Annotated in this window: 8 protein-coding genes; 5 read left to right on the top strand and 3 right to left on the bottom strand. The window is 59.2% G+C overall.

Going from position 1 to position 14,021, the window contains the following annotated elements:
- Positions 1-128 precede the first annotated feature (128 nt).
- The 5 genes from ACGHP5_RS03680 to ACGHP5_RS03700 all read left to right on the top strand — a co-directional run bounded on the left by ACGHP5_RS03680 (position 129) and on the right by ACGHP5_RS03700 (position 10,780).
- A complete protein-coding gene (locus ACGHP5_RS03680) occupies positions 129-3,716 on the top strand; it encodes a SusC/RagA family TonB-linked outer membrane protein (RefSeq protein ID WP_390568061.1) in 3,588 nt (1,195 codons plus the stop codon).
- Positions 3,717-3,728: 12 nt separating this feature from the next.
- Positions 3,729-5,210: a SusD/RagB family nutrient-binding outer membrane lipoprotein gene (locus tag ACGHP5_RS03685; RefSeq protein WP_390568062.1), complete on the top strand. Its 1,482-nt coding sequence runs from the start codon at positions 3,729-3,731 to the stop codon at positions 5,208-5,210.
- A 25-nt stretch (positions 5,211-5,235) separates the two neighbouring features.
- The gene (locus ACGHP5_RS03690; RefSeq protein WP_390568064.1) at positions 5,236-7,323 is read left to right on the top strand and encodes a DUF5689 domain-containing protein; all 2,088 of its coding nucleotides are present in this window, start codon (positions 5,236-5,238) and stop codon (positions 7,321-7,323) included.
- A gap of 91 nt (positions 7,324-7,414) precedes the next feature.
- Positions 7,415-9,361, top strand: coding sequence for a calcineurin-like phosphoesterase C-terminal domain-containing protein (locus ACGHP5_RS03695; RefSeq protein ID WP_390568065.1), 1,947 nt, complete (start codon positions 7,415-7,417; stop codon positions 9,359-9,361).
- Between the two features lie 21 nt (positions 9,362-9,382).
- Positions 9,383-10,780 (top strand): BACON domain-containing protein, encoded by a 1,398-nt coding sequence (locus tag ACGHP5_RS03700; RefSeq protein WP_337772334.1) that lies wholly within the window; start codon positions 9,383-9,385, stop codon positions 10,778-10,780.
- Positions 10,781-10,853: 73 nt separating this feature from the next.
- Here ACGHP5_RS03700 and ACGHP5_RS03705 read toward each other — a convergent pair whose 3' ends face one another.
- The 3 genes from ACGHP5_RS03705 to ACGHP5_RS03715 are packed head-to-tail and all read right to left on the bottom strand — an operon-like array spanning position 10,854 to position 14,019.
- Positions 10,854-11,702: a sugar phosphate isomerase/epimerase gene (locus tag ACGHP5_RS03705; RefSeq protein WP_290533204.1), complete on the bottom strand. Its 849-nt coding sequence runs from the start codon at positions 11,700-11,702 to the stop codon at positions 10,854-10,856.
- Between the two features lie 9 nt (positions 11,703-11,711).
- Positions 11,712-13,007, bottom strand: coding sequence for an FISUMP domain-containing protein (locus ACGHP5_RS03710; RefSeq protein WP_390568066.1), 1,296 nt, complete (start codon positions 13,005-13,007; stop codon positions 11,712-11,714).
- Positions 13,008-13,026: 19 nt separating this feature from the next.
- Positions 13,027-14,019, bottom strand: a complete 993-nt coding sequence (locus ACGHP5_RS03715) for a DUF6528 family protein (protein WP_390568067.1) — start codon at positions 14,017-14,019, stop codon at positions 13,027-13,029.
- Between the last annotated feature and the right edge of the window lie 2 nt (positions 14,020-14,021).

The raw sequence follows: 14,021 nt of genomic DNA on the forward strand, positions 1-14,021 counted from the left end.
ACCAAAACCCGAAAACAATGACATAGATCCCCACCCTTCCCGACAAAAAAGGGTCGGGTATGCCCCACATACCCGACCCGGTGTCAGAACCAGTACACAAATTACCCAATCCTAACAACTACAAATGTATGAAAAACAAATTACAATCGGCGGAAAGTCCGGCAAAAAAATGCCCCTGCGCCCGACTTCTCTGTCTGTTTTTCCTTTTCACGCTGTTCTCGGTCCCGGAACTGAAGGCCCAGAAGGTGACCCTGCTGTTTTCCGATGCGAAAACCGAACGGATCATGGAGGAGATCACCCGGCAGACCGGCCTCCCGTTCGCTTTCAGCCGTGAAGTCGTGGATGTGAACCGGACCATCTCGATCCAACTGACCAATGCAGAGTTGAGCTCGGCCCTCACGCAGATATTCGCCGGAACCCGCATTTCGTTCCGAATTACCGACCGGCGCATCCTCCTGGCCGACCGGGAGACCATGAAACAGAGCGGCTCATGGATCGTCACCGGCAAGGTCACCGATGAAAACGGCGCTCCGATCGTCGGAGCCACCGTTCTGCTGCAAGGCACGACCCGGGGCACGACAACCAATGCCGAAGGCGACTACCGGATCGCGATTCTGGAAACCGATACATCGCCTACGTTGCTCTTCTCGTTCATCGGGTACGACCTGCGCAACATCCCCGTATCGTCCACCCGGTCGATTGTCAACGTCACAATGAAAAGTTCCTCGACCGCCATCCAGAATGTGGTGGTGACGGCCCTCGGCCTGACCCGCGAGGAAAAATCGCTGGGTTACGCCGTCTCGAAGGTCAACAACGAATCGCTGAACACGACCGTTTCGAGCAACTGGCTCAACTCGATGGCCGGCAAGGTCGCCGGGCTCAATCTCGAAGGAACTTCGTCCGGTCCGGGCGGTTCGATCCGCGTCACGCTGCGCGGCGAAGGCTCGCTGTCGCACGATAAGAACACGGCGCTCTTCGTGGTCGACGGCATCCCCATCAACAGCGAGATGACCGCCAGCAGCTCGGCTTCGCAGACCTTCGACGCCGACGCACCGATCGACTACGGCAACGGGGCGAGCGACCTCAACCCCGAGGACATCGAATCGGTATCCGTTCTGAAAGGCCCCGCAGCCACGGCCCTTTACGGTTCGCGAGCGGCCAACGGCGCCATTATCATCACCACCAAATCGGGACGCACAGGCAAGGGCATCGGCGTCACGTTCAATTCCTCGTTCACTTTCGAGCGCGCCGGCTACTGGCCCGACTTTCAGACCGAATACGGCGCCGGCAACGGCAACCTGACCAACATCGACCAGCAGCGCTACTACAACTACTGGAGCATAAAGGCCGAAGATGCCGAAGACGGAATCGCCGCCCCCGACCGCATCTATTCGCGCATGGGGTTCGGTCCCAAATTCGAAGGACAGATGTTCTACCAGTACGAATCGCGCGACTGGGAGACGGGGAAATACAAAAAGCTGCCCTGGAAATACAACGACAACTGGTACAAGGGGCTTTTCCGGACAGGCATTACCTACAACAACAGCATCTCGGTCGAAGGCAGCAACGGCAAGGGGAATTCAGTGCGTCTCTCGCTGCGGGACTCTCGCAACGACTGGATCATCCCCAACACCGGCTACAAGAGCCAAAACATCAGTTTCTCGCTGGTCCAGAAACTAAACCGGTTCATCACCTTCAAGGGCAAAGTCACCTACTACCGGAAGAACAGCGATAACCTCCCCATGTCGGGCTACAATCCCGCGGCTCCACTCTACACGCTGCTGTGGAACCCCACGGTGATCGGCGTCGACTCCTATGCCCGCGAGTATGACAACGACCGCATCCGGCAGATGTACCAGGCAGGCACGGAATACCTGCTGATCAACTCCTCCTACGCCGACAACGTCTATATGCAGCTCTACCAGCAACTCAATACGCTCGACCGCGACCGCGTCTACGGCAACGTAGCCGTGACGCTCGACCTGCACAAGAATCTGACACTGGACCTGCGCTCGGGCGTCGATTTCTACAACGACTTCCGCACCCAGCAGAAGCCTTGGTACTCATCGAGCTACCAATACGGGTACTACAAGGAGCAGACCGTACGCAATTTCGAAATGAACAACGACTTCCTGCTCACTTACAAGAAGCGCTTCGGGGATTTCGACCTGACGGCTTCATTTGGCGGCAACAACATGGTCTACAACTACCAGAACGTCCAGCTTACGGCCAAGGACGGCCTGCAGGAGTACAACATCTTCAAGATCAGCAACTCGAAATCCATCCCATACAGCTACGCGCGGCGCAGCAACAAGTCGGTCAACAGTTTCTACGGACTGATCAACCTCTCGTGGAAGGATATGCTCTTCCTCGACATCACCGGCCGCAACGACTGGTCGAGTGCCCTTGCCCGCGGCAACAACTCCTATTTCTACCCCTCGGTAAGCGCCAGCATCCTGATCGACAAGGTATTCAACTTCAGCGACAAGGCCCCGTGGATCAACCTGCTCAAGGTGCGCGGTTCGTGGGCCAACGTAGGCAACGACACCTCGCCCTACAGCCTCAATCATGTTTATTCGACCAGCAGCTTCGCCAGCGCCTACTACCTTTCGGGTACGATCCAGAACCCAGACATCAAACCCGAGAACGTCGAGAGCTACGAAGTGGGACTCGAAGCGCGGCTGTTCAACAACCTTTGGTCGTTCGACGCCACCTACTACAACTCGCGCACGACCGACCAAATCATCGGCGTCCCCGTCGACCAGACCACCGGCGCCACAAGCAAGTTGATCAACGCCGGCGAGGTCCGTAATCAAGGCGTGGAACTCTCCACACGCATCGTCCCCGTCCGGACCGAGCACACCCGCTGGGAAATCAACCTCAACTGGAGCAAGAACTGGAACAAACTCGTCAGCCTCGCCCCGGGTGTGGAGGTATGGCAGCTGAATTCGGGCATGAACATCAGCGGCAACATCTACATCAACGCCTACCCGGGCAAAGAACTGGGACGCCTTTACGGCCGCGGGTACAAACGCGCCCCGGAAGGCGCCTTCTACACCGACGCCCAGGGCCGCAACATCAGCTGCGCCGGACAGGTCATCGTCGACCAGGCCAGCGGCGCTCCGGTGCTGACCGGCACGGAAGACCCGCTGCTCGACCTGGGCAGCATCTATCCCGACTGGAAGGCGGGCATGACCCATACCTTTTCATACAGGAACCTGAAGATGGCCCTCACCTTCACCGGACAATGGGGCGGCAATGCCTATTCGGTCACCCACTTCGCGCTGGCCTACCAGGGCAAACTGAAGAACTCGCTACCGGGACGCTATGCAGGCCTGGTTCACGAGGGCGTGAACCTCAATACCGACGGCACTTACCAGAAGAACGCCACCATCACACGGGACATCGCCGACTACTACTCGACTTATGTCTACGCCCGCGAGAACGCCGAGAACAACACCTTCGACACCTCCTTCCTCAAACTCAAGGAGCTTCGCATCGAATACGCCCTGCCGTCGAAAATCTGCCGGAAAACGAAATTCATCCAGGGGGCTTCGCTGGCCTTCTACGCCACCAACCTCTTCTGCTGGACCAATTTCCCGATCTACGATCCGGAAGCCGGCTACATGGTGGGTTCCTCCATCAGCCGGGGTATTGAAGCCGGAGCCTATCCCCTGACGCGCACCTACGGGTTCAACCTCAAACTGAACTTCTAACTTCGAGAAACCATGAAAAGACTCAAATACCTGGCCGTTGTCGCGTGTGCCGCTCTGGCCGCGGGCTGCGAACACATGTTCGACGAATACAACAGCGACCCCAACAATACAGAGATGTGGCAAATCCACCCCGAAAGCATGATGGAGCAGTTGTTATTTTCGGCCGCAGACGAACTGATGTACGGAACCTGGCAGCTCAACGGCGAACTGATGCAGTACACCGTCAATCTCCAGTCGGAAAACATCCACCGCTATATCATTCGCGACAGTTACGCCAACACCCCCTGGAACTACCTGTCGAAATGGGCCGCCAATGCCGACCACATGCGCCGGCTGGCCATCCTCAAGGAGGAACCCAACTGCCAGGCGATCGCGCTGACCATGCGGGCGCTGATGGTCTCCAACCAGACCGACCTGTTCGGCAGCATCCCCTTCAGCGAGGCCTACAAGGGACGCGATACCGTCGCCATCACCCAGCCCAGATACGACACCCAGCAGGAGGTCTATACCCGGCTGCTGCAGGACCTGGAGCTGGCCAACTCGCTCTACGACGTTAAAAAGCCGTTGCAAACCCCGACCAAAGACCTGATCTATGGAGGCGACGTGAGCAAGTGGCGGAAATTCACCAACTCGCTCCACCTGCGCCTGCTGATGCGGTTGAGCAACCGCAACCAGGAGATGAACGTCACGCAGCGGATCCAGAAGATCGTGAACGACCCAACGACCTATCCGGTCTTCACAAGCAACGCCGATAACGCCATTCTGACCTTCACCAACATCTCGCCGAACGTCAACCGTTTCGGCAAATACACCGAGAAGAGCTTCTCCTCGAACACCCGCGTCATGGCCGAATACATCATCAGACTGATGGACGGTCTGGGCGACCCGCGCCTGGTCATCTACGCCCGGCAGCAGAACAACGAGTGGAAAGGACTCCCAAGCGGCTATCCCACTACCGAGACGATCAATGACGGCAGTGCCACGCTGAACAAGGAGGTGCTGGGCGATTACACCTCCCCGTCGACCTACATGCGCTACGACGAGGTGCTGTTCATCCTCGCTGAAGCGACCTATCGCGGCATGCTCCGGGGCGGCGAGATCGAGGCCCAGAAATACTACGAACAGGCGATTCTCGCCTCGATCGACTTCTGGGACAGCGTCAACCCCTCGTCGGTGCGTGTAACGCAGGCGCAAAAGGATCAGTATATCCAGAAGACGACCTACAACAACACCCTGGAGCAGATCATGACCCAGAAATACATCGCACAGTTCTGGTGCGGCTACGAGGCCTGGGCCGACTACCGGCGAACAGGCTATCCGGTGTTGATCATCGGTACGGCCACCGACAACAACGGCATTCTCCCCACGCGGCTGATGTACCCCTCGCGGGCACAGCAGACCAACAGCGTCCACTACGAGGAGGCGGTCCGCGAGATGGGCGGCGATAACATGCGCATTCCCGTATGGTGGAGCCAGAAAGCAACCAGCAAATAGTCATTCACCGTAACCCAACGATTTCATGAAAACGACAAAATACAATCTCCGGAGCCTGCGCAGCCTTGCCGCCTGCATATTCGTATGCGCGGGCGCCCTGGGCGTCTCCTGCCAGGAGGACGACACGCATTCGGAAGATCCTTACATCCGCTTCACCGAGGAGATCACATCCCTCTCCTACGACAAATCCGGCGGAAAACAGGAGATCGAAATGTACACCAACATGGGAAACTGGACCGTCGAAACCTCGTTCGCCGAGGACGCCGAATGGCTCGACATCTGGCCCCGCGAAGGACACGACAGCGGCCGCTTCACCGTCACCGTCGGCAAGAACGAGGAGGCTTACACCCATTTCGGGACGGTCAATGTGGTCATCGGCGGCAAATCCGTCAAATCGTTCACCGTGCGCCAGCTCTCCAGCGACGTGGAGTTCCGGCTGGATATGGGCGGCAACAACATGACCGCCTCGGCGCAAGGGGTGGATTTCACCATCGGACTGATTACCAATGTAGGCTGGAAAGCCGAAGCGCTGGGCGATGCCGCAGCATGGATCACCGTCGGAGAAGCGACCGAAAACACGCAGGTCCTCACCGTCCGCCGGAACGACGGGGACGAGCGCTCCGGACAAGTGCGGTTCTACGCCCTCGGAACCGGGCTGGAGGATTTTCAGGCCACCGTCAACATCAAGCAGTTCGACCAGGCGCACGACCCCTACAACGGTACGCAGCTGACCGTTGCGGAACTGATGGGCAAACTCACCGACGGCATCGGCCGCATCACGGAGAACTGCTGGGTGGAAGCCACCGTCGTCAGTGACCGGAAACTGCTTAATTTCGACAGTAACCAGCTGGTCGTGCAGGACGACAGCGGCCGCGGCATGCTCCTCGAATTCGCCAACGCGAAGGACAACACCTACCAGCTCAACGACAAACTCAAGATCCACCTCTACGAGGCCGAATTCGTCCGCGATCCCGTCACGCTCGGATCAAAACTGGCAGCCTTCACTCCAAACTCGGTCTTCGAGCAGTCGGAAGGCGCGCCCGTCACCCCCGTCGAGACCGGCATCGACCAACTCGACCGGTATGAGAATACGCTGGTGAAACTGCCCGAAGTCGAGTTCGCCGTACCGCTGGGAACCTATTACAACAGCCAGGAAGAGGGATATGCCATCACCACCGTACACGCCGCGTCGGCCCCCTACAACGACGGCTTCGCCCGCTACGGACACATCCTGCGCGACCGCGGGGGCAACACGGTCAAACTCTATACGCTCAGCTACTTCCTCCAGCGTTATGCCCAGATCATCCCCCAGGGCAGCGGCTCGGTGAGCGGCATCGTGCTGAAATATACGAAGAACGGAGTCACGGAGAACACGCTCCGAATGCGAAAACTCGACGACATTGCGGTATCTGCCGACGCCGCGACACGCGTGAGCAATACGCTGGTGCAGTTCGGGCCGTTCGACTGGAACGCCCTCCCGCTCGAAACCGTCACACCCGTTGTCGGCAGCGGCGAGGTCAAATCGACGGCTTACCGGGGCGTACAGAGCGCCGGAGCGCTGAACTACGGCTGGAGCCACACCCGCAAAGACACTCCGGCGGCAATTACCATAACGCCGAACGGCAAGCAGACTTCCGATCCCGCCGTCACCCAGCAGATGATGTATCCCTACCTCTATTCCAGCAATTTCTGGAACTTCACCGGATCGACCATGAATCGCTCCGGAAGCGACGATCCCGATTACAAGGGCGAGGCCTGGGTATTCAATATTACCGATTTCCGGCCTTCGGGCGGCGACCTTATGCTGGTCTTCACAACGGCAAGCAGTTGGGGAGGCCCGCTCAAAATGCACATCGAATGGGCCGATGAGGAGAACGCCGCGCTCGACGAATACCACGCAATCGCCGACTATTTCAGTCCGATGTGGAACGAAGGCTCCTCTTACCATCTCAAGCAGTTCAGCGTGGCACTGCCCGACGAACTGAAAACGAAGTCGAAATTCACGATCCGCTTCCGCAACATGGCGAACCTCCGGGCGCCCAACGACGGTGGCGCACTCTCCTCGGGCGGATACTCGGGAATCGGGTTCTGGGCCATCACGGAGCGGAAATAATCCATTGCCGGTCCCGGAGGGAAACCACCCCGGTTTTTCTCCGGTATCCGGCAGGCAGGCATCAAATTACGAACCTTCAAAGCAATACGAAATGAAACTCGATAGATTCTTTTTAATCCGGCTGCTGCGCATCCTGCTCCTGCTGCCGCTCGTAACGGGCTGTAAAAGCGACGACACCGCACAGGACCCATTCCAAAAGGGAAAGCTGGTCACCGACCTCTATATCCCGGGCACGACCTTCTACACCTCGACCGTCAGCGAACTGACCATCCAAGGCAAAGGGTTCCGGCCGGGCGACGCGCTGTACCTGCGCAGCGAGGACCGCGAAGACACGCCGCTGACGCTGAAGGCCCTCGACGCGGCCTACGTCACCTTCGCCGTTCCGCAGCAGATCGAAACGGCCGAATACACGTTGATCCTTCTCCGCGGGACGCAGGAACAACCGCTCGGCATACTGAATTTCCGCCAGAGCATCAACCTCGACGTCCCCGACAAGGACCTGATGACCATCAAGGGCGCCGTTTTCTGCGGCAGCACTCCGGTCGTCGGCGCCATCGTGTCGGACGGCGAGGAGGTCACCACCACCGACGACAACGGCTACTACTGGCTCGGATCGCGCAAGTACCACGGCTACGTCTTCGTCACCCAGCCGTCGGGTTACCAGCCCCTCACCGAGAACTCCATGCCCCGGTTCTGGCAACCGCTCACCGAATCGCAGTTCGTCTGTGAGCAGCACAACTTCGAACTGGAAAAAGTCGACAACGACAACCACGTGATGTTTGTCACTTCGGACATCCACCTGGCCAACCGCGTCAACGACCTGAAACAGTACAGGGAACTCTTCATTCCCGAGATCAATGGGGCCATTGAAAACTACGGCAACCGCCCGGTCTATACGATGGTACTGGGCGACATGACCTGGGACCAGTTCTGGTACGACACCAAGTACAACATGGAAAGCTACCTCAAGACGCTGGCCGACGCTAAAATCCCGACCACGTTCTACCATCTTCCGGGCAATCACGACAACGATCCCTACTACGCCGGGGATTTCCAGGCCGAAGCAGCCTACAAGCAGTACCTCGGACCGACCTACTACTCGTTCAATCTGGGCAAGGTCCATTACATCGCCCTCGACAACAACGTCTACATCAACAACGGCGCCTCCGTCGGCTCGTCGGGTGACCGGTCGTTCCGCAACTACCTCACCGAGATCGAACTCAACTGGCTGAAAAAAGACCTCGCGCAGGTCGACAGGAACACGCCCGTCGTGGTCGGGCTTCACTGTCCCATCTTCGGGTTCAACAGTTCGCTGGAGATCACCAACGCCATGAGCAGCCAAGTCGACAACGACAACCTGATCCAATGCTTCGAGGGGTTCTCCGACGTCCACATCCTCACCGGGCACACGCACTACACCCACAACACGGTCTATTCGGAATCGATCATGGAGCACAACACCACGGCCATCTGCGCCACCTGGTGGTGGACAGGCTACTATGGCAACGGGCACATCAGCCGTGACGGGACCCCCGGCGGCTACGGCGTCTACGAAATCGACGGCACACAGATCGAATGGCATTACAAGGGGCTGGGACTTCCCCGCGAAAAGCAGTTCATCACCTATGACATGAACACGGTAAAAAACTACTTCCGCACCAACCAGATGGCCGTCAGGTTCCTCAAGGCCTATCCCACGCGCGACGACTACAAGGACGTCGGCAACAACGTGGTCTACATCAATGTCTGGAACTGGGACCCCGAATGGACGATCTCGGTCAGCGACGGCGTGAAAGAACTGCCCGTAGAGCAGATTTACGGGCTTGACCCGCTGCACACGGCCAGTTACGAAGTGGCCCGCGTCTCCGACGGCGGTTCCTACACGGCCGCCTTCGCCACACAGCCGAGCATTCATCTCTTCTCGGTCACGGCCCCCGACGCCAACACGACGCTGACGGTCACCGTCACGGACCGCTTCGGAAAAACCTACAAAGAGGTGATGTCGCGCCCCAAAGCTTTCGCCGTAAACATGCAGTAGAACCCTAAACCAGCAAACGCAATGAAAAACATCCGCATATATTCGTGTTCCGTTCTTCTGCTTTGCGCAGGTCTTCTCGGGGCCTGCAGCGACGACCCCGAAACGGAACAGGCATACGTACAAACCGACTCCCCGACTTTTACGGCCAACAAACGCGGCGTGGCTGCCGACGGGGAGACGCTGCGCATCGGCGTCCGGTCGAACACCTACTGGATCATCCGCCAGCAAGCGGAGGATGACTGGTTCACACTCTCGCCCAAAGCCGGTTCGGGCAGCCGGGAGGTGGAGGCGGCGATTGCCGCCAACACCGGGCAGGAGCGCAGCGCCACGCTCGTCTTCGAGACCGAGCAGGGACGAATGCAGCAGATCACCCTCCGGCAGGAGGGCCATAACAGCACGGTGCGCTTCCTCAACGACGACTTCGGAACGGGCACTTCCGCCCAGTCCGTCGCGCAGTTCGACGGCTGGAACCGCAACGGCATCGGCAGCCTGCGCTGCCAGTACTGGGGCAACGACGTCAACGTCGACGCCGGACAGCCCTCGGCCGGTTACGACGGAGCCTCGGGCGGCAACGGCATCGTCTTCGCCGCCGACTCGGCCAATTTCATCCTGGGCGGCATCGCCCTCAAGGGCGACATCAATTTCAACCTTTCGTTCGGTTGCACGACTTCGCAGGCGATTTTCAATCCCGGAGAGCTAAAAGTATTTTTCAGCAAGGACCTCGTGAACTGGACACCCATCGCCTACGAACGTTCTTCGTCCGCAGGCTGGGAGCGGGTGAACATCCCTTTCTACCTGCCCGAAGGCGTCGACCAGCTCTACGTACGGTTCCTGGGGCGCAAAGCCGATGCCTACCGGCTCGACGACGTGACGCTGGCCGAAGGCGACGGACGCGGCGAGACGATCACCTTCATCGAGGACATCGTCGAATACGAGGAGATCACGGTCTTCGACGAGACTTTCGACTGGTGCGTGGGTCCCAACAGCACGCTGCCCGGCAACGACGGCAAGAATATGACCACCGTCAGCAACCGCAACGGCTGGGAAGGCAACCTGGTCTACATGCACAACGGGTTCCCGAAAGTGGGGACCTCGTCGGGTCTGGGCTACCTCACCAGCCCGGCGATGACAGCCGTTGGCGAAAAGCGCGTCGACGTGACCGTGACCTTCAACGTGGGAATCATGGGCAGCGATTTGAGCGACATCCGACTGATCGTACTCAACAGCGGATCGGTCGAGGGCAGCGAATCGAAGACCTTCACCATCGAGAGCGACAATTACTGGGAAACCCGGAGCTGCGTCATCAACGGTGCGACCAAAGAGACCCGGATCCGCTTCAGTGCCATCCAGGCCAAAGGAAACCGCTTCTACATCGACAATGTAAAAGCTACGTTCACAGACGTAAAAGAGAAACTCTGACTCCGACACAAGGGTATGAAAAAGGAGGATTGCTTTTCGGGCAATCCTCCTTTTCGTAACGTCCGAAGGGGAATTACTCCAACTTCGCCGCGTCGGCGGCCATCTTTTCGTAGATGGCGACCATCTCGCCGAACGATCCCTCGCCGCGTTTGAGTTCGTACATGAAGACACCCTTGTAACCGGCCTTCATCAGCGCCTTGTACAGCGCGGGCCAGTCGGTCCGCCCCTTGCCCGGAAGCCAGTGGCGTTCATCGACCCCGTCGTAATCCGAGACGTGAAGGGTCGCGATCCGGTCGCCGCACGCCTCGACGAAGTGCAGCAGGTCCTCCGAAAGCAGGTGGTTCGTGTCGAAACAGATCTTCACGTCGGGATAAGGGGCGATGATGCGCAGCAGCTCGGCCGAATTCCGCCCGAGACACGTGCGGGGCAGGTCCTCGATGCACAGCTGCGCGCCGATCCGGGCCGCCTCCCCGCGCAGCACGCCGACCGAGGCGATGCTGTTCCGGATACGCTGCTCGCGCTCCCCGTCCGCAATCGGTTCGGAACTGGGATGCAGCACCAGTTTCTCCGGTCCCACCTCACCGCAGATGGCGATCATCTCGGTCAGGAATTCGAGGTTGGCCATGCGGGCGCTGTCGTCCAGCACCGAAATGTCCAGCTTGCGGGAGAACGGGAGATGGCACGACCAGACCTTCAGACCGGCCTCGTCGGCCATGCGTTTGGCGTGCAACGCCTTCTCACGGATTTCAGCCACGGTCCCGCGGCCGCTGATACCGATTTCGACATACTCCACGCCGGCCTTCGCGGCGGCGGCCATCTCCTCGGGACTCATGCTGCTGGTCGAACTGCCGACCCCGAGGCACTGGGCCGCCAGGTTCGCGGCGCACACCAGTGCCGCCGCCGTAAACAGGATTCTTTTCATCGCTTCCGGTTATTTGGTGTAGTTTTTCACGCAGCGGACGTTCAAATAAATGTTCTTGGCCGCCTCCTGATTGGTCTTGGTCTGCAAGTTCAGACTCGTTCCGCTGATGACCAGCGAACGTGCCGTCGATTCGTTGGTCTGCCCGATGAACCACATGTAGCCCCATTTGCCCAGCGCGCTGCTGTTGAAACTGCCGTCGGCCTTCTGATACCCCAGCGGATACCAGCCGAAACCGATGCTTTCGGCCCCGTCGACGAATTGCTGCAGAGCCTCTCCGGCGTCCGTAAGCGTCAGATTCGCCTGATTCCAAACACCGCCGTCAACGATACGGCCGTTGCCGCCGCGCAGCCACGCGCCGACGTTGCCCGTGTTCTTGACCGTGCAGCCCGACTTGTAGAACCCGGCCTTCGTAATGGCATTCTCGGGTTTCCCGTCGTGACCGCCGGAGAAGGTGTAGCCGCCCAGCGCGAAATCGTCGGGAATGGCGTACTCGCTCTTGATCGACATGATCATGTCCCACCAGTCGTTGGCGTTGGCCACGTGCCAGCCTTCGGGACAGTAGCCGCGTATCTGGACGCCGAATTCGCCCTCCTCCGTGCCGTCGAGTTTGAACGGGTTGCCCACGTCATCCACCCCTTCGTAGCCTGGTATATAGGGACACTGCTCCGGCGTGCAGCCCGAGATGCCGGTCATCGCCTCGTACCAGGTGTAGTAACGGCCCTTCGCGTCGTTCAACCGCTGCAAATGCGACGCCTCCAGCCCTGCGACGGTGAAGGTCGTCAGGTCGGGCGCAACGCCCAGGTTGCCCTCCCCGCCCGCTTCGTGGCAGTTCTCGGTCATCCACCAGCGTTTGCCGTACTTCTTGATCGTATAGCCCGGCAGTTCGATGGGAACCGACACGGTGATCGCCGCGAAATATTCGCGCACCTTGCTCGTACCCAGTTCGTTTTTGGCCACCACCGACACCGACTGCGCGGGAATCACCACGTCGTCGTTGACCACCCTGACGGTGATGACATTGGTTCCCTGGCCGTCGATGATCGAGATTTTCGATTTTTCCTGATCGGCGATCGTCCATTCGTAGGTCTCGGCCCACTGAACCTTGGTCACCGAGAAGGTGAACTCTTCGCCGCCGTTGCAGGTGAGCGTGGCGGGGACTTTGGTGATCGGTCCGGGCTTCTTGGGAACGGTCATCTCCTGGATTTCCTCCTCGGCATCGCGTTTCACAGCCTCGGTGCAGGCGAGCAGCGCCGCCGCTGCGGCCATGCACGCCGCGGTCATCATGTATTTTCGGATGTTTTTCATCGTTTTTGCATTTTAAGTTTTACAAAGTGTGAACCTCGGGATACCCGAACGGATTTTCCACATACCAGCGGGCCTTGTAAATCTGGTAGCCCGCACGGTTGAACAGCCGGTTGCCCTTCAGGTCGCACACCTCGGCCGACCACCAGTTGCTCCCGCCCGACGTGGGGCGCATGACGATCGTGGGATAGCCCTCGGGGCCCGTCGAAACGCTCTTGATGGTGTTCTGCTGGAAGATTTCCACGTCGAGGAACTTCTCCGCCGCACAGTCGAACTTATAGACATGCTCGTTCGTCGAGACGTACATCGCCTCTTCGCCGTAGACCGGCGCCAGGTCGTGGGCCATCGTGTTCCCCGAGGCCATGTCGTAGGAGCGGACCTGCGTCAGTTCCGGTGCCGTGCGGTTCCCGTTATAGGTGAGTTTCAGCAGCTGGGCGCCGGTCGCCGTCCAGAGGCAGCCGCGCTTCCGGTCCCAGACCACGTTGTGGGCCGAATGGACCGGCATGGTGAAGGCGGGCCTGGAAACGTAGCTGTCGGCGCCGTTGTACACGTAGACGCTCAACAGGTTGCCCGTGCTCGACGCCACGACGATATTCCCGTCGGGCAGCACCTCGGCCGAGTGGGGGTTTCCGCCCGGCTTGGCGTAGAACATCGCCTTCTTGTCCGCAATGCGGATCAGCGCCACGCCGCCGCCCGAAGCCGTGACGAGCACGCACGTACGGTTGTAGACCGGTTTGGCCTCGTCGGGCAGATTGAACCACGCCTGTTCCGCGGCCGAAAGCCCGCTGTCGGAGGCCTTCCACTCCCAGGCGATCTTTCCCGTCGGCTGGTCAATCATCACGATCCGGTTCTTCGCCTGCTCGGTCAGAATCATCACCCGGGTAGCCTTGTCCAGTTCGATCGTCTCCTCCTTGTCGTCGCCAGGCCGCCAGGGAACGTAAGGTCCCTCTTCCTCGTCTTTGCTGCAAGCCTGAAGGAGGAATGCGGCAGCCAGTATCCACAGATATTTTTTCATAA

Origin of the sequence: Alistipes sp. i18-0019-D1 (genome assembly GCF_042852885.1) — a bacterium.
Lineage (GTDB): Bacteria > Bacteroidota > Bacteroidia > Bacteroidales > Rikenellaceae > Alistipes.